Origin of the sequence: Mesorhizobium escarrei (assembly GCF_935825525.1) — a bacterium.
GTDB lineage: Bacteria > Pseudomonadota > Alphaproteobacteria > Rhizobiales > Rhizobiaceae > Mesorhizobium > Mesorhizobium escarrei.
Map to the genome: position 1 here is coordinate 57,436 of NZ_CAKXZT010000190.1, position 15,207 is coordinate 72,642.

16 protein-coding genes are annotated in these 15,207 nt (G+C 63.2%); 1 reads left to right on the top strand and 15 read right to left on the bottom strand.

Going from position 1 to position 15,207, the window contains the following annotated elements; all coding sequences use genetic code 11:
- Nucleotides 1-22: 22 nt before the first annotated feature.
- Entirely contained in the window at nucleotides 23-529 is a 507-nt protein-coding gene (locus NMG80_RS36350) for an OsmC family protein (protein ID WP_254022603.1), read from the top strand.
- 12 nt (nucleotides 530-541) lie between these two features.
- Here the strand turns inward: NMG80_RS36350 and NMG80_RS36355 are convergent, their stop codons facing one another.
- The 15 genes from NMG80_RS36355 to NMG80_RS36425 all read right to left on the bottom strand — a co-directional run bounded on the left by NMG80_RS36355 (nucleotide 542) and on the right by NMG80_RS36425 (nucleotide 15,097).
- Nucleotides 542-745 carry a hypothetical protein gene (locus NMG80_RS36355; RefSeq protein ID WP_027152685.1) on the bottom strand — a complete coding sequence of 68 codons (204 nt, stop codon included), beginning with the start codon at nucleotides 743-745 and terminating at the stop codon, nucleotides 542-544.
- Between the two features lie 97 nt (nucleotides 746-842).
- A complete protein-coding gene (locus tag NMG80_RS36360; protein WP_254022604.1) occupies nucleotides 843-1,472 on the bottom strand; it encodes a hypothetical protein in 630 nt (209 codons plus the stop codon).
- 81 nt (nucleotides 1,473-1,553) lie between these two features.
- Nucleotides 1,554-2,306, bottom strand: coding sequence for an SDR family NAD(P)-dependent oxidoreductase (locus NMG80_RS36365; RefSeq protein ID WP_254022605.1), 753 nt, complete (start codon nucleotides 2,304-2,306; stop codon nucleotides 1,554-1,556).
- A 61-nt stretch (nucleotides 2,307-2,367) separates the two neighbouring features.
- Nucleotides 2,368-3,837, bottom strand: coding sequence for an amidophosphoribosyltransferase (purF, locus tag NMG80_RS36370; RefSeq protein ID WP_254022606.1), 1,470 nt, complete (start codon nucleotides 3,835-3,837; stop codon nucleotides 2,368-2,370).
- Between the two features lie 78 nt (nucleotides 3,838-3,915).
- On the bottom strand, nucleotides 3,916-4,584 hold the full coding sequence (locus tag NMG80_RS36375; RefSeq protein WP_254022607.1) for a CvpA family protein: 669 nt from the start codon (nucleotides 4,582-4,584) through the stop codon (nucleotides 3,916-3,918).
- Nucleotides 4,585-4,611: 27 nt separating this feature from the next.
- Nucleotides 4,612-6,015 carry a DNA repair protein RadA gene (gene radA / locus NMG80_RS36380; protein WP_128188121.1) on the bottom strand — a complete coding sequence of 468 codons (1,404 nt, stop codon included), beginning with the start codon at nucleotides 6,013-6,015 and terminating at the stop codon, nucleotides 4,612-4,614.
- A gap of 80 nt (nucleotides 6,016-6,095) precedes the next feature.
- Nucleotides 6,096-6,608 carry a hypothetical protein gene (locus NMG80_RS36385; protein ID WP_254022608.1) on the bottom strand — a complete coding sequence of 171 codons (513 nt, stop codon included), beginning with the start codon at nucleotides 6,606-6,608 and terminating at the stop codon, nucleotides 6,096-6,098.
- A gap of 2 nt (nucleotides 6,609-6,610) precedes the next feature.
- Nucleotides 6,611-8,101, bottom strand: coding sequence for a replicative DNA helicase (locus NMG80_RS36390; protein WP_254022609.1), 1,491 nt, complete (start codon nucleotides 8,099-8,101; stop codon nucleotides 6,611-6,613).
- 249 nt (nucleotides 8,102-8,350) lie between these two features.
- Nucleotides 8,351-9,313, bottom strand: a complete 963-nt coding sequence (locus NMG80_RS36395) for a small ribosomal subunit Rsm22 family protein (protein WP_254022610.1) — start codon at nucleotides 9,311-9,313, stop codon at nucleotides 8,351-8,353.
- 3 nt (nucleotides 9,314-9,316) lie between these two features.
- Nucleotides 9,317-9,640 (bottom strand): YnfA family protein, encoded by a 324-nt coding sequence (locus NMG80_RS36400; RefSeq protein WP_254022611.1) that lies wholly within the window; start codon nucleotides 9,638-9,640, stop codon nucleotides 9,317-9,319.
- Between the two features lie 81 nt (nucleotides 9,641-9,721).
- Nucleotides 9,722-11,011, bottom strand: coding sequence for a cyclopropane fatty acid synthase (locus NMG80_RS36405; protein ID WP_254022612.1), 1,290 nt, complete (start codon nucleotides 11,009-11,011; stop codon nucleotides 9,722-9,724).
- A gap of 269 nt (nucleotides 11,012-11,280) precedes the next feature.
- A complete protein-coding gene (rplI, locus tag NMG80_RS36410) occupies nucleotides 11,281-11,865 on the bottom strand; it encodes a 50S ribosomal protein L9 (protein WP_027152677.1) in 585 nt (194 codons plus the stop codon).
- 267 nt (nucleotides 11,866-12,132) lie between these two features.
- Complete coding sequence (gene rpsR / locus NMG80_RS36415; protein WP_006203718.1) at nucleotides 12,133-12,381, bottom strand: 30S ribosomal protein S18; 249 nt, start codon at nucleotides 12,379-12,381, stop codon at nucleotides 12,133-12,135.
- Nucleotides 12,381-12,872 (bottom strand): 30S ribosomal protein S6, encoded by a 492-nt coding sequence (rpsF, locus tag NMG80_RS36420; protein WP_254022613.1) that lies wholly within the window; start codon nucleotides 12,870-12,872, stop codon nucleotides 12,381-12,383. The genes rpsR and rpsF overlap by 1 nt, the downstream gene beginning before the upstream one ends.
- Before the next feature lie 299 nt (nucleotides 12,873-13,171).
- Nucleotides 13,172-15,097, bottom strand: a complete 1,926-nt coding sequence (locus tag NMG80_RS36425; RefSeq protein WP_254022637.1) for an LTA synthase family protein — start codon at nucleotides 15,095-15,097, stop codon at nucleotides 13,172-13,174.
- Between the last annotated feature and the right edge of the window lie 110 nt (nucleotides 15,098-15,207).

The following is a 15,207-nucleotide window of genomic DNA, read 5'->3' on the forward strand; positions in this document are numbered from 1 at the left end:
ATGACCGCCGAAAAGGTTTGACATGGACGCCACCGGACTGAAGGCCATGCAGGCGCCGCTCAAGAAGGCCTATCGCGACGACGCATCGCGCGCGCTGATCACGCTTCGGGCCAAGGGCTCGGTCGACGACCAGTCGATCGCCTGCAAGGTCGAGACCGGCAGGGCGCTCGCGGTTGCCGGGCTGCACCCGGCTACCGGCGGTTCCAGGCTCGAACTGTGCTCGGGCGACATGCTGCTGGAGGCGCTGGTCGCTTGCGCCGGCGTGACGCTGAAGGCAGTGGCGACGGCGCTGGAGTTCAAGCTCGGCGCCGCCACGGTGGAGGCCGAAGGCGATCTCGATTTTCGCGGCACGTTAGGTGTGGCAAGAGATGCGCCGGTCGGCTTTCGCGCCATCCGGCTGAATTTCGGCCTCGACACCGACGAGCCACAGGAGCGCGTCGACGCGTTGCTCAAGCTGACCGAACGCTATTGCGTGGTGTTTCAGACCATCAATACGAGTCCGGAACTGACGGTCAGCGCGCAGCGTTGAAACGCGCCCCGGCTACTCACTTTCGCCCTCGTCGGCGAACGGCGAGGCGCTCGGCACGCACTGCACCGACCAGCCGGCCGGCGTTGGCTGCTTCTGATATTCGGTGACGGCGAAGGCGCACTGTTCGCGAGTGTCGAACGTGCTGGGCAGCACCACCATGCCGCCTTGCGGGCCGGCAATCACCAGATACCAGACCAACGCTACGCTCGAAGCCATGGAAATTTCCTCGCTGGGAGTCGGGTGATCCTATCAACTCCGGGCGATCGGCGAAAGCGCCGGGCGGTGGTCAGCAACCGCGGATGTTCAGAACAGCTCAGTTCACGGCAAAGCAATAGAACAGGCCGTCGCCGCCGGTGCTCCTCAGCGCCTCCTGGCTGCAGCCGCCGCGTGAAGCGTGCGAGGAATTCCACGATTTGGCGGCGGCCGAATCGTCGAGACCGGTGCGGTCGTGATGGCCCGTCATTGCCGCACCTTCCGCTCCGCTGAGCGTCCAGTCACCGCAGGTCTGGTCGGCAATTTTCGTGCCGTCGGGCTGGGAGCCGGTCAGCACGTCGTGCCGGTTGGGCTTGTCGCCGCGGCCGTTGACCACTTCGCCCTTTTCGTCGAGCGCCGTTTGCTTGGTGATGGCATTGGCATCGCTATGCAGCGAAGCGACATCGTCGGCGATCTTGACGCCCTTGGCGTTGAACCACGGCCCCTTACCAATGCGATCGCGCGCATCGGTGTCGCTGGTCGAGAGATAGGCGCGCCATGTCTTGCCCGCAACGCCCGCGGCTTCAGCCAACGAGGCGCAATGCGCATCGGCGCCCGCGAGGCCGCCGAGATCGGCGCCCTTGCCCGAGCCGACGCTGGTGACGAAGAAGCTCATCGTAGCATCCTGCGAGGATGCGACGCCGATGGCTGCCAGCGATGCAGCGGCAGTGACGAGAAGCAGTCTGCGCATGGTGGTCCTCCGTTTCGGAAAATCTGGCATTCCAATAACGTCCGCGGCGGCGCAATTCTTCCGTCGAAATGCGTGATGCGTCTACTCCGGCTGCCGGTAGGCAACAAAGCGGTTTTGTTTGGCCTGGAAGATCAGCCCGGTTTCCCTGAGCGCAGGGCTGGCCAGCGGCACGATGCGTTTGGCGATCTCCTGGGGATGCGGCAGCGTCTCCGGATCCTCGCCGGGCACCGCCTGCGCACGCATGGCAGTGCGGGTGGCGCCGGGATCGGCGGCATTGACCCTGAGGGCCAGGTTTTCCGTCTCATGCGCCCAGGAACGCATCATGGTCTCGACTGCCGCCTTCGACGCCGCATAGGGCGCCCAGAAGGCCCGCGCCGAATGGGCGGCATTGGAGGAAAGCACGATGGCACGGCCTGCGTCGGAGAGCCTGAGCAACGGGTCGACCGAGCGGATCAGCCGCCATGTCGAGGTGACGTTGATGGTCATCACTTTCTCGAAAGTCTTGGCCTCGACATGGCCGATCGGCGAGATGACGCCGAGTACCGCCGCATTGGCGACCAGGATGTCGAGCTTGCCCCATCGCTCATGGATGGCGCCGCCCAGCCGATCGATGCCGGCCATGTCGGCGAGGTCGAGCGGCACCAGCGTCGCCTGTCCGCCCGTTGCCTTGATCTGGTCGTCGAGTTCCTCCAGTCCGCCGACAGTGCGGGCAACCGCGATGACGTGCGCTCCAGCGGCGGCAAGTTCCAAGGCGATGAAATAGCCGATGCCGCGCGAGGCGCCGGTGACGACCGCGACGCGGCCGGAAAGATCGAGGCTAGGGGTGGGGATCATGCGAGAGCCTCCTCGCTAGACGTGAAAACACAACAGGGGAAGGCAAATGGTGGTCCGGCACCTAAGCCCCGCCTGCCGCCAGCAGCGACAGCGTGCGCACATTGTCCGAACCTTCAAAATCGGCAAGCCGGGTCGGATATTGCCCGGTGAAGCAGGCGTCGCAGAATTGCGGCTGCGCGTCGTCACGGCCGGCCTCGCCGACGGCGCGGTAGAGCCCGTCGATCGACAGGAAACCGAGCGAATCGACGCGGATGAACTCGGCCATCTCTTCGACCGACATGCGCGACGCCAGCAGCTTCGACTTCTCCGGCGTGTCGACGCCATAGAAGCAGGAAGCGCGCGTCGGCGGCGAAGCAATGCGCATGTGCACTTCCTTGGCGCCGGCATCGCGCACCATCTGCACGATCTTTTGGCTGGTGGTGCCGCGCACGATCGAATCGTCGACCAGCACCACGCGCTTGCCTTCGATCATGCGGCGGTTGGCGTTGTGCTTGAGTTTGACACCCATGTGGCGGATCGAATCGCCAGGCTGGATGAAGGTGCGGCCGACATAGTGATTGCGGATGATGCCGAGCTCGAATGGGATGCCCGCAGCTTGCGAAAAGCCGATCGCCGCCGGGGTGCCGCTGTCCGGCACCGGCACGACGATATCGGCCTCGACCGGGCTTTCGAGCGCCAGCTCGGCGCCGATGCGCTTGCGAACTTCATAGACGTTGCGGCCTTCGACCGACGAATCCGGACGCGCGAAATAAACATATTCGAAGATGCAGAAGCGGGTCTTCTGTGGCTCAAACGGAAACAGGCTCTCGATACCCTTGGCGGTGACGACGACCATCTCGCCGGGCTTCAGGTCGCGCACGAAACGCGCGCCGATGATGTCGAGCGCGCAGGTTTCGGAAGCCAGGATCCAGGCGCCGTCGAGATCGCCGAGCACCAGCGGCCGGATGCCGAGCGGATCGCGGCAGCCGATCATCTTCTTTGAAGTCATCGCCACCAGCGAGAAGGCGCCTTCGACCTGGCGCACCGCATCGATGAAGCGCGAGTTGAGATCGCGCTCCCTGCTGGTGGCGACCAGATGCAGCAGCGTCTCGGTGTCGGAGGTCGACGAGAAGATCGCGCCCTGTTTCTGAAGCGCGCGCTGCACTGTCATGGCGTTGGTGAGGTTGCCGTTGTGGGCGACGGCGAAGCCGCCATCGGCGAGCTCGGCGAAAAACGGCTGGATGTTGCGCTGGCCGGCACCGCCTGTGGTGGCGTAGCGCGTGTGGCCGATGGCGCGGTTGCCTTGCAGGCTGTCGATGACGCGCTGTTTGGTGAATGTATCGCCGATCAGGCCGACATGATGTTCGACATGGAACTGGGTGCCGTCATAGGAAACGATACCCGCCGCTTCCTGGCCGCGATGCTGCAACGCATGCAGGCCAAGCGTGACGATAGCTGCGGCGTCCTGCCGGCCGAAAATGCCGAACACGCCGCATTCGTCATGGAAGTGATCGTCAGCTTCGGCGGAAAGCACGTCGTCTGCGTCTGCCATCTTCAGCTCCGCTAAAGTCGCTATATAGTGTGATGACTGCTCGAGAGCAACGTAGAGTTTGCGGCTTTCACATGATCGTCAGTTTGCCGGCGCCGGATTGGCCGGTGCATTGTCGGCCGGTGGCGCGTCGGTCTCGCTGCCGTCGGGCGCCGGAGCATCGTCGGTGGCTGCCGGTGCGTCCGCCGCGGGGGCGTCCGCTGCCGGAGGTGTCTCGGCGCCGGTCTCGGGTGCCGGCTGGCTAGGATTGAGCCTGTTGAGGATCGCGTTTTCCGGATCCTCGGGCAGCAGGCTTTCGAGCTTGGCGCCGATCGATTCGAGCAGCGGCCGCGACTTGGCATCGGCGACCCAGCCCGGAGCCTTGGGGCCGGCCAGCCAGTTGAAGAACAGCAGGGCCACCGCGACGACCAGGATGCCGCGCGCCGCGCCATAGAGAAAACCAAGCGTGCGGTCGAGCGCGCCGACCCTGGAATCGATGATCCAGTCGGCGAGTTTCATGGTGATGACGGAAACGACGATCAGCGCGACGATGAAGACGATGCCGGCGGCGGCGGCCATGGCAATCTTCTCATTGTCGACATAGGGCTGAACGTAAGGCAGGACCGGTTGGTAGAAAAAGAACGCTGCGGCGGCCGCCGCTATCCAGGAGATGACGGAAAGGATCTCGCGCGAAAAGCCGCGAACCATGGCGAGCATCGCCGAGACCAAGGTGAAGCCGACGAGAATTCCGTCAAGCAGCGTAATCGGCATGTCTTTTGCCCCACTTCATGAGCCGCGTCATTCTTGCTCGTCGGCGCGGCTGCGCCGCGAGCCGGCTATGCGCGCCACGAGATCGGCAAGCTCGGTGGGCTGGAAAGCGCCGGCCCCTATCCCCCCGGCAAGTTCCTCGCTGCCCAAGGGCAGAACCGCGCTTCCAAAACCCAGCTTTTCGGCTTCCTTCAGGCGCTGCTGCGCGTGCGCAACCGGCCTCACGGCGCCCGAAAGGCTGATTTCGCCGAAATAGACGCAATCGGCGGGAAGGGCAAGACCAGTGAGCGAGGAAACCAGTGCGGCCGCCACCGCCAGATCGGCAGCCGGCTCCGAGATACGGTAGCCGCCGGCGACGTTGAGATAGACGTCATGCGTGCCAAAGCGGACTCCACAATGGGCTTCGAGAACGGCGAGGATCATCGACAGCCGGGCGCCGTCCCAACCGACGACGGCGCGACGCGGCGTGCCTAGCGACGACGGCGCCACCAGCGCCTGGATCTCGACCAGCACCGGCCTGGTACCTTCCATGCCGGCGAAAACCGCGGCGCCCGGCGCTTTCGCATGGCGCTCGCCGAGAAAAAGCTCGGATGGATTGGCGACCTCACGCAGGCCCATATCAGACATTTCGAACACGCCAATCTCGTCGGTCGGTCCGAAGCGGTTCTTGACCGTGCGCAGGATGCGGTAGTGGTGGCCGCCTTCGCCCTCGAAATAAAGCACCGCGTCGACCATATGCTCGACGACGCGCGGCCCGGCGATCTGGCCTTCCTTGGTAACGTGGCCGACGAGCACGATCGCCGCCCCTGTGGATTTGGCATAGCGGATCATCGCTTGGGCGGCGGCGCGCACCTGGGTGACGGTGCCGGGCGCCGAATCGGCCATGTCGGTCCACAAGGTCTGGATCGAATCGAGGATCACCAGGTCCGGCCGCTTGCCGTCGGCGATGGTGGCGAGGATGTCCTCGACATTGGTTTCGGCGGCAAGCTCCACCGGAGTATCGGCGACGCCGAGCCGCTGCGCACGCAGCCGGATCTGGGCGACCGCCTCTTCGCCCGAGACGTAGACGATGCGGTGACCCTTGGACGCCAGTGCTGCGGCAGCCTGGGTCAACAGCGTCGACTTGCCGATGCCGGGATCGCCGCCGACCAGAAGGGCCGAGCCGCGTACGAAACCGCCGCCTGTGGCGCGGTCGAGTTCGCCTATGCCGGAAACGATGCGCGGCGCGTCCTCGATGTCGCCGGACAAAGTCGTGAGCACGACGGCGCGGCCCTTGCGCGCATTGCGGGTGTTGGCCGGACCCGAGCCGATGCCGCCGGACGTGCCTTCCTCGACCAGCGTGTTCCACTCGCCGCAGGCATCGCATTTGCCGGCCCAGCGCTGATGCACCGATCCGCAATTCTGGCAAATGAACTGGATGCGCGATTTAGCCATGGATCCGCACCCAGTTTTGAATGGTGGCTGACTGGGACTGTCCAAGTATCCGAGCGTGGTTTGGGGAGTGTGGATGCAATTCAGTGCTTCTTGGCGTGCGCGCGGACTTCGGCAAGCGCCTCGTCGAGCAACTCAGGATTGGGCGGTAGCATCTGCGTGTCGTAGATGGAGATCATTCCTTGTGTCCGGCCGGCAAGTTCAGGCAATTCTTTCCGCGCCTTCTCATCAAGCCCGTCGACATAAAACAGGAAATGCTGCCCGGTTAGGACGGGTACACCACATCCTCCCATGATCAGCGTGGTCGTAGAGATCGTACCATTCGCTTCCGGCTTGCCCTTGAACACCTCGATTGTCTCGTATCGTACGTTAACCAGTATCCGGCCATCGCCCACGTCGGCTGGGACATCCCCAAGCTTTGTTGAACTAAGCTCCGTGGCTGTCACCCGGCCATGGAAGACGAAGGCCGCCTCTGCAAATGCTCGCTGTCGCGTCCAGCCGGCAGGCATGGAACAAGCGGAAGCGATCCCGGGCAAGACAGCCGCGCCAAGGAGCGCGAGAGCAAGAGAGGCCGGAAACCCGAAACGGTTACCCATGTCTACTCAAACCTCTCCGCAATATGATGCTCCTCGGCGAGGTCGGAGAAGCGGGTGAACTCGCCCTGGAAGGCGAGGCTGACCGAGCCGGTCGGTCCATGGCGTTGCTTGGCGATGATGACTTCGGCCTTGCCGCGCATCTCGTTCATCTCGTGTTCCCATTTGATGTATTCGTCGGTGCCGGGCTTCGGCTCGCGGTTCTTCAAGTAGTATTCCTCGCGATAGACGAACATCACCACGTCGGCGTCCTGCTCGATCGAGCCCGATTCACGCAGATCCGAAAGCTGCGGGCGTTTGTCGTCACGGCTTTCGACCTGGCGCGACAGCTGCGACAGCGCGATGATCGGCACGGCAAGCTCCTTGGCCAGCGCCTTCAGGCCGGTGGTGATTTCGGTGATCTCCTGCACGCGGTTCTGCGAGGATTTGGCGCTCGACCCTTGCATCAGCTGAATATAGTCGATGACGATGACGTCGAGGCCGCGCTGGCGCTTCAGCCGCCGCGCCCGCGCCGATAGCTGGGCGATCGAGATGCCGCCGGTCTGGTCGATGAACAGCGGGATCTTCTGCATAGTCTGCGAGCATGCGACCAGCTTTTCGAAGTCCATCTCGCTGATCTCGCCGCGGCGAATTTTTGACGACGGGATCTCGGTCTGCTCGGAAATGATGCGGGTGGCGAGCTGTTCCGACGACATTTCGAGCGAGAAGAAGCCGACGACGCCGCCATTTGCCGCCTTGAACGAACCGTCGGCCTGTTGCGCCGGCACATAGGCTTCGGCGATGTTGAAGGCCATGTTGGTGGCAAGCGAGGTCTTGCCCATGCCGGGTCGGCCGGCGATGATGATCAGATCGGACGGCTGCAGGCCGCCCATGCGGCGGTCGAGATCGCGCAGGCCCGTGGCAACGCCCGACAAATGCCCGTCGCGCATATAGGCGGCGTTGGCCATGTCGACGGCGGTTTTAACCGCGTCGGTGAAGCTCTCGAAGCCGCCATCGTAGCGGCCGGTCTCGGCCAGTTCGAACAGGCGCCGCTCGGCATCCTCGATCTGCTCGGACGGCGACATGTCGACCGGCGCATCATAGGCGATGTTCACCATGTCTTCGCCGACGGTGATCAGCGCGCGTCGCGTGGCGAGATCGTAGATGGCGCGGCCGTAGTCGGCGGCGTTAACGACGGTGACCGCCTCGACGGCCAGCCGTACCACATATTGCGCAACCGTCATGTCGCCGACCTTCTCGTCGGCCGGCAGGAAGGTCTTCAGCGTGATCGGCGTCGCTATCTTGCCCATACGGATGAGTTCGGCGGCGACCTCGAAGATCTTTCTATGCAGCGGCTCGTAGAAATGGCCCGACTTGAGGAAGTCCGAGACACGGTAGAAGGCATCGTTGTTGACGAGAATGGCGCCGAGCAGTGCCTGCTCGGCCTCGATGTTGTTCGGTGCCTCGCGATAGAGCGGTTGCTCCGCGACGCCGAATTTTCGCGCTGCCTCAGCCATGATGTCCCCGAATTTCGATCCCGACCTCTCGATACCAGAACGAGAAAAAGCCGGTGCTGACTTATATGCATCACTCGCGCTCAATCAGCGTTGATGCCCGCTGTTCACAGGAACGGCAAACCGTCCACAGGACAGAACTCCCGGGCTCTGATTCCATTTGACTCGGCAAGGCCGCGATTCTACGCGACGCTTTGAACAAAGCAAGAACAAAATCGAAGAGAAGGGTGCTGCCCAGGAATCGATGCGAGACTAGACTGCGTCGCCCCAGTCGAGCCGGCGCGCCAGCCTGAACGCATCGCCATCGCGCTTGGTGAACAGTTTTTCGTCGGCACTGCCGTCCGTTTCGCAAAATTTCAGCAGGACCTTGCCGGAGCCCGATTTCGGCGGTGCGATCACACGTGCCTGCAGTGGGGCAACAGCTTGGCGGGAGGCGGCGACGTAGATGAATTTCTCGTCCTCCCATGGCACGTCGGCGTCTTTGGCCAGGCGGTGCAGGCGCGAACGCGCGACGCGCCGCGAAAAATGGCACCAGTCGGGCGCCACGAGCGGGCAGGGCGCCTCATGCGGGCAAGGCGCAAGCACATGCGCGCCGGCCTCGATCAGCTGCCGGCGCACGGCAAGGATGCGCTGCCATCCGGCCGGCGTGCCCGACTCGACGACCAGCAGCGTATCGTCGGTCAAGTGCCAGAGCCGGTCGATGAGTTTTGGCAGAGACGCCGGTCCGATCTCGTCCAGCACATAGGCGCAGGTGACCAACTCAGCCGGCTTGAGATCGGCAAGGTCGAGGGTGACATCGCCGGCCAGCCAGGCGACCCTGGCCGTCATCGCCTCGGTGGCAAGCGCCGCGCCGACCCGGCGCACCGCGGCGCTCGCCTCGATCAGCACCGCCTGCTCGAGGTCGGGCCAGAGATCGAGCGCGGCCCAAAGCACGGTGCCGGGGCCGGCTCCGACATCGAGCAGGGTTTTCGGAGCATAGTCGGGCCTTGTCTCGCTGAGCGCATCGAGGCTGGCACGGACGGCGGCATAGGTCGCCGGCAGCCGCGTCGCCAGATAGGCCTTGACCGCCATCTCCTCGGCCATGTGCAGGCGGCCGTCGCGCAGTTCGGCGCGGTAGCGGTCCGACAGCGTTTTTGCCGCTTGCTTCAGCGTCGGCAGCGGCACTTTTTCGAGAAGATGCTCGACGCCCTGTCGAAGCGGGATAGGCAGTTCCATGGCTCAGGCACCCCGAGGTGCGAGCAGAATGACCGAGGCGCCAACGATGCAGAGCGCGGAGCCGGCAAGGTCCCAGCGGTCGGGCCGCACGCCTTCCACCAGCCACAGCCATCCGAGCGAGGCGGCGATATAAATGCCGCCATAGGCGGCATAGGCGCGCCCCGCAGCACTGATGTCTACCAGCGCCAGCAGGAAGCCGAACAAAGCGAGCGAGGCCAGGCCTGGAGCCAGCCACAGCGGCGACTTTTCCAACCGCCACCACGCCCAGATCGAAAAGCAGCCGGCGATCTCGGCGAGGGCAGCAACGATGTAGATGAGATAGGTCATGAAAAAAGGTCTCGCGGCGACGAGACCTTTTCCGCGTCCAGGCCGGCAATGGCAAGCGGCAATGGGGCGATCGTCGGCAGTCTATTCCATATCCGCCACCTTGCGGCGCCGCGCGGGCTTGGCGGCAGGGGCCTTTTGGCGATGCCCCATGTCGCGCAGCTGCAACGCCTTCTCGCATTTGGCCATATAGTCGCGAGACATCGGCAGCGTGTCGTTCTTCTTGGCAATCTGGATTTGGAAGACCACCAGATCCTGCCAGCGGAAAGCGGCTTCCGAGGCTGCCAGATAGAACTCCCACATACGGCAAAACCGTTCGTCATAGATCGCCTTGGCCTTGTCGCGGTTGGCGGCGAATCGCGCGCTCCAATGCCTCAGCGTCTCGGCATAGTGTAGCCGCAGGACCTCGATGTCGGTGACGATGAGGCCCGATTTTTCGATCGCCGGCATCACTTCCGAGAGCGAGGGGATGTAGCCGCCCGGGAAGATGTATTTGCGGATGAAGGCGCTGGTTGCCCACGGCGCGCCGGAGCGGCCGATCGTGTGCAGCAGCATGACGCCGTCCGGCTTTAAGAGTGTCGCCGATTTGTCGAAGAAGGTGCGGTAGTGGTTGACGCCGACATGCTCGAACATGCCGACCGAGACGACGCGGTCGAAGCGCTCGTTAAGCTCGCGATAATCCCTCAATTCGAAATGCGCGCGGTTTTCCAGGCCTTGCGCATAGGCGCGGTCGGTGGCGACGCCATGCTGCTCGGTCGACAACGTCACACCTTGCACGTCGACGTCGAAGGACTTGGCGAGATAGAGACCGAGCCCGCCCCAGCCGGAGCCGATGTCGAGCACCGTCTGGCCCGCCTTCAGCCTGAGCTTGGCGGCAATATGGCGCTTCTTGGCGGCCTGCGCCTCATCGAGTGTCATGTCCGGCTGCTCGAAATAGGCGCAGGAATACTGCATGTCCTCGTCGAGGAAGAGTCTGTAGAGGTCGCCCGACAGATCATAGTGGCGCTGCACGTTGCGGCGCGCGCGCGCCGCCGTGTTGATCTGCTGCAGGCGGCGGAAAGCGTGACGCAGGCCTTCGATCGCCTTCGACCAGGTGGCATCGATGCCCCCGCTACCCATGTTCTGGAAGGCGATGCGCATCACCCCCAGCACGCCGCCCTCGAGTATGTCGAGTTCACCGTCCATATAGGCTTCCGGCACCGCCAGCATCGGATCGAAGCTGATGGCGCGCTCGGCATGCGCGGTCTTGATGTGCATGTGCACCAAATCGCCGCTGCCGTCGCCGAAATCCACCGACAAGCCCTTAGGTCCGGTGACCTTGAGATTGCCGGTGAGCACCAGGCGGTCGAGAATGCGTTTCAGCAGAATATTCATGACCAATGTCCCCTCTCGGCCAGCCACGCTGTCTCGGCGCATGACCCGAAAAATCGAAATCGATTTTCGGAAAGGATCATGCCCAAACCAACAGCGTCCTTTGCGCGTCCAAAGGACGCGCGGCGCTGTAGTCTGCATCAATATATAGGGGGTCGAAAAGTTCCTTTTGGCACAAAAAAGCCCGGGCGAGGGGCCCGGGCGTTAGTCCAGAAATGATTGGAAGCCGACGAACGTTTTAAAGCGCCGCTCTGACGCCTTGTGACGTGCAATCAGCCGTTGTCTTCGCCGCCTTCGAACTCGGCATTGGGATCGAAGAAGTTGTCCGGGCGCGCATTGTCGTTGATGTCGTCGCCATAGATGGCTTCGGCTGTGGTCAGCGTCTCGCCCTTGGCCTGGCGCTCGGCTTCGTCGGCGGTGCGGGCGATGTTGAGCGTGATGGTGACCTCGACTTCCGGATGCAGCGCGATCGCCACATTGGTCAGGCCGATGGTCTTGATCGGCTGGTTGAGCAGGATCTGGTTGCGGTTGACCGAGAAGCCTTCCGCCGTCAGCAACTCGGCGATGTCGCGGGTCGACACCGAGCCGTAGAGCTGGCCGGTTTCGCCGGCCGAGCGCACGGCGATGAAGCTCTTGCCGTCCAGCTTTTCCGAAATCTGCATCGCCTCGGACTTGCGCTCGAGGTTGCGGGCTTCGAGCTGGGCGCGCTGGCCTTCGAATTTCTTCTTGTTGGCTTCGTTGGCGCGCAGGGCCTTGCCCTGCGGCAGCAGGAAGTTGCGGGCGAATCCATCCTTGACCTTGACGGTATCGCCCATCTGGCCGAGGCGGGAAACGCGTTCGAGAAGAATGACTTCCATGGTTTTGTTCCTTCGTTTGGGCGCCAAATCACTGGCATCGACGCCGAATTGTCTGGAACAGGTCAGGAAGCTGAGGGCGTCGCCGCCGATGTCGCTGTCCTGCCTGTCGCGGCAGTTAGAGGTCTTCACCTCAACCCGGGATTTGATGGCAACCCTGCGGCGCCCGTCGCCGTGGGAAAAGCGGGCGGCGAACCGCCCGCTGGCTAGACCATGATCCCGAAAAGTGGAGAACGGTTATCGGATAAGATCATGGTCAACTAATCAGTGTTAGCGAACCACGTAGGGCAGCAGGCCAAGGAAGCGGGCGCGCTTGATCGCCTTGGCGAGCTCGCGCTGCTTCTTCTGGCTGACGGCAGTGATGCGCGACGGCACGATCTTGCCGCGCTCGGAAATATAGCGCTGCAGAAGACGTACGTCCTTGTAGTCGATCTTGGGCGCGTTGGCGCCGGAGAACGGGCAGGTCTTGCGGCGGCGATGAAACGGGCGCCGGGTCGGGATCTGGTTGATGTCGACCATTATTCTGCACCCCCTTCAACTGCTTCGCGCGGACGGCGCGGGCCACGGTCTGTACCATCGCCACCGAAGCTGCGCGGCGGGCGATCGCCACGGTCGCCGCGGTCGCGGTCGCCGAACGAGCGTGGGCCACGGTCACGGTCGCCGAAGCCGCCGCGTTCCGAGCGCTCTTCGCGCTTCTGCATCATCGCCGACGGGCCTTCCTCATGTGCATCGACCTTGATGGTGAGGAAACGCAGCACATCCTCGGACAGGCCCATCTGGCGCTCCATCTCGTTGAGCGCGGCCGGCGGGCAGGTGATGTCCATCAGCGTGTAGTATGCCTTCCGGTTCTTGTTGACCCGGTAGGTGAGGGACTTCAGTCCCCAGTTCTCGACCCGGCCGACGGACCCGCCATTCGCGGAGATGACGCCCTTGTACTGTTCGACAAGCGCATCGACCTGCTGCTGCGAGAGGTCCTGCCGGGCAAGAAACACATGTTCGTAAAGAGCCATATTGTTCTTTGCCTTTCTTCGTTTCTCTCCCGGTCCCGGCGGCAAAAGCCTCTGCAACTTCTCTGACCCGGCGATCCCTGGCGGGGCGGGGAAGAAAGGAGCATGACGAGACGGTCGAGAGCGGAGACACGGGAGGCGGAAGCGCTTCTGGCTCCACACGAAGGGTTTTCGAAAAACCTCCGGCCCTCCGTTCAGCCCCCAGCAAGGACCGGCAGATTGCGGGCGTCTATACAGGAATTTGGCCGCAAGACAAGGGCGAGCCAAAAAAACCGCGTTTAGGACGACATGCCGCGGCATCTTCAGCTTGTATGCGGGACCCGCTTGTTCACCGTTTCCGGGAAGAAATCGGGCGCTGCACGGCGCTTGCCGAACATCATGTCGTATTGCAGCAGACGGAAATCGCGAATGGCCGGGTCGATTTGCTTCTTGCGCGCCCAGTCGGGCGTGTCCTCGCCCGTCGGCGTCAATAATAAATTGCGGTCGACGACGCTGTAGCGCTCGCGCATCTGGCCGAGGAAGCCGGTGTAATAGGGGTGACTGATCCCGGCCGTGGTCAGGACATGGTAGGGCAGAAAGACTGGACTGACAGTACCCATGTCCGCGACCGGGCCGGTGCGGTTGGACCATACGATCAGCGGTGTTCGGTGATGCAGCAGCATCTGGTCGGGCGGCTCCTTGCGTGGCGCGACGTTATCCCTGAGGAAGCCGGTCTCGACATAGACCGGACCGAGCGGCGGCAGATGGTCGCCGAAGAAGGCGAGGACCGTCGGTCGCCGCCGGTTCTTCGCCCATTCGATGAGGCGCTCGAGGCTCTTGTCGGCGTCGGATGCGCCTTCCGTGAAGCTCAGCAGCGAATCCTTTGCCCACTGGCTGGTCGGAGCCTGCACCTTGTGGGTCGGATTGTAATAGCGATTCGGTTCGTAGGGTCCGTGGTTTTGCAGGCTGACGGCGAAGTAGAAGAACGGATCGTCCGTGGCGTCGGCTTCGCGGATGATCTCGTCGGTCATCGCCGCGTCCGACGTTAACGGCCCGCGCTTTTCGAGATATGGCATGTTTTCTTCGGACTTGAAGTCATCGAAGCCGAAATCCGCATAGACCGGCGTTCGGTTCCAGAACCAGCTCGTGCCCGGATGGATGGCGCGCGTCTCATAGCCCTGGCTCTTCAGGAACGTCGCCATCGACGGCACTGGGGCGCGGACATATTGCTGGTAGGGGATGCTGCCGGCCGGCAGGAAGGCGTTGGAAAAGCCGGTCAGCGCCTCGAACTCGACATTGGCGGTCATGCCGCCGAATTCGGGCGAGAACACGTGGCCGGAGCGCAGCGCCCGCACGTTGGGAATCGGATCGGGCGTGATGGTGACGCCGGGCAGTTCGGTCGGATCCCAGAAGGATTCGCTCATGACTATGATGATGTCTGGCTTCTCGGTCGGCACCGATGCCTTCACATCAGGCCTTTCGATCGCCGCGACCGCCTTTTCGGAGTAGCCGGCAGGCGCGGGGACATGGGCCATCGGCACGTTGAGGGCGAAGGCCAGTGCGAAGCCGTTGGAGGCGTAATTTTCCTTCTGGTCCCACATGATCGGGATGATTTGCAGCCGGTCGCGGGTCCACGAGAAGGTCGCGTAGTCCATGATCGACACGAAGAAGGCGAGCAGCGGCACGGTCAAGGTCAGCCGGGCCAGGCGCCCCTTGCGACCGAGCGCCGGTACCCGGCGGCGCCACAGCCGCCAGCCATAAACGAGCAGCGAGAGGCTGCCAACGATGCCGACCGCCAGAGCGATGGCGGTTCCCGGACGTTCGCGCACCAGCAGCGGCATCAGCGCCACGATCTGACGTGAATAGAGGAAATCGGTCGGATAGAGCGGATCGCCGAGATAGAGCGATTTCTGGTGGCCGACAAAGGCCAGCGCCAGTGTCAGCGGCGCGACGATCATCAGGCTCTGGTGGCTGCGGCCGAGCACGGCATCGAGGCCGATCAGGATCAGCGCGAAGATGATGATGGTGGTCCAGCCCGGCTTGAAGGGCTGCAGGAAGAAGCCGACGGTGCCGGCAAAGTCGCCGCGCACGATCAGTTCGATCGCAAAAACCAGGATGGTGGCGGCGAGAAGGCTGACGAGGCCATAGCGGATAACAGGCCATTTCCGGCCCGGCAGATAGCCGGTGGCCGGATCGCCTTCTAGAAACTGTGGCGCGGATTTGCCAACGCCTTTCTTAGTCCTTGCCACCACCTTACAATTCCCCCGACCATACACAAAAGTGTCATTGAGCTGTCATCGATATGTCACGAAAAGCTAGCGCCTGTGGCTGAAATAAGAAGAGCCAGCAAACGAATCGT

Excerpts from the sequence above, each read along its gene's own strand:
- NMG80_RS36350 (WP_254022603.1), top strand. The coding sequence starts at position 23 with ATGGACGCCACCGGACTGAAGGCCATGCAGGCGCCGCTCAAGAAGGCC.
- NMG80_RS36355 (WP_027152685.1), bottom strand. The coding sequence starts at position 745 with ATGGCTTCGAGCGTAGCGTTGGTCTGGTATCTGGTGATTGCCGGCCCG.
- NMG80_RS36360 (WP_254022604.1), bottom strand. The coding sequence starts at position 1,472 with ATGCGCAGACTGCTTCTCGTCACTGCCGCTGCATCGCTGGCAGCCATC.
- NMG80_RS36365 (WP_254022605.1), bottom strand. The coding sequence starts at position 2,306 with ATGATCCCCACCCCTAGCCTCGATCTTTCCGGCCGCGTCGCGGTCGTC.
- purF (WP_254022606.1), bottom strand. The coding sequence starts at position 3,837 with ATGGCAGACGCAGACGACGTGCTTTCCGCCGAAGCTGACGATCACTTC.
- NMG80_RS36375 (WP_254022607.1), bottom strand. The coding sequence starts at position 4,584 with ATGCCGATTACGCTGCTTGACGGAATTCTCGTCGGCTTCACCTTGGTC.
- radA (WP_128188121.1), bottom strand. The coding sequence starts at position 6,015 with ATGGCTAAATCGCGCATCCAGTTCATTTGCCAGAATTGCGGATCGGTG.
- NMG80_RS36385 (WP_254022608.1), bottom strand. The coding sequence starts at position 6,608 with ATGGGTAACCGTTTCGGGTTTCCGGCCTCTCTTGCTCTCGCGCTCCTT.
- NMG80_RS36390 (WP_254022609.1), bottom strand. The coding sequence starts at position 8,101 with ATGGCTGAGGCAGCGCGAAAATTCGGCGTCGCGGAGCAACCGCTCTAT.
- NMG80_RS36395 (WP_254022610.1), bottom strand. The coding sequence starts at position 9,313 with ATGGAACTGCCTATCCCGCTTCGACAGGGCGTCGAGCATCTTCTCGAA.
- NMG80_RS36400 (WP_254022611.1), bottom strand. The coding sequence starts at position 9,640 with ATGACCTATCTCATCTACATCGTTGCTGCCCTCGCCGAGATCGCCGGC.
- NMG80_RS36405 (WP_254022612.1), bottom strand. The coding sequence starts at position 11,011 with ATGAATATTCTGCTGAAACGCATTCTCGACCGCCTGGTGCTCACCGGC.
- rplI (WP_027152677.1), bottom strand. The coding sequence starts at position 11,865 with ATGGAAGTCATTCTTCTCGAACGCGTTTCCCGCCTCGGCCAGATGGGC.
- rpsR (WP_006203718.1), bottom strand. The coding sequence starts at position 12,381 with ATGGTCGACATCAACCAGATCCCGACCCGGCGCCCGTTTCATCGCCGC.
- rpsF (WP_254022613.1), bottom strand. The coding sequence starts at position 12,872 with ATGGCTCTTTACGAACATGTGTTTCTTGCCCGGCAGGACCTCTCGCAG.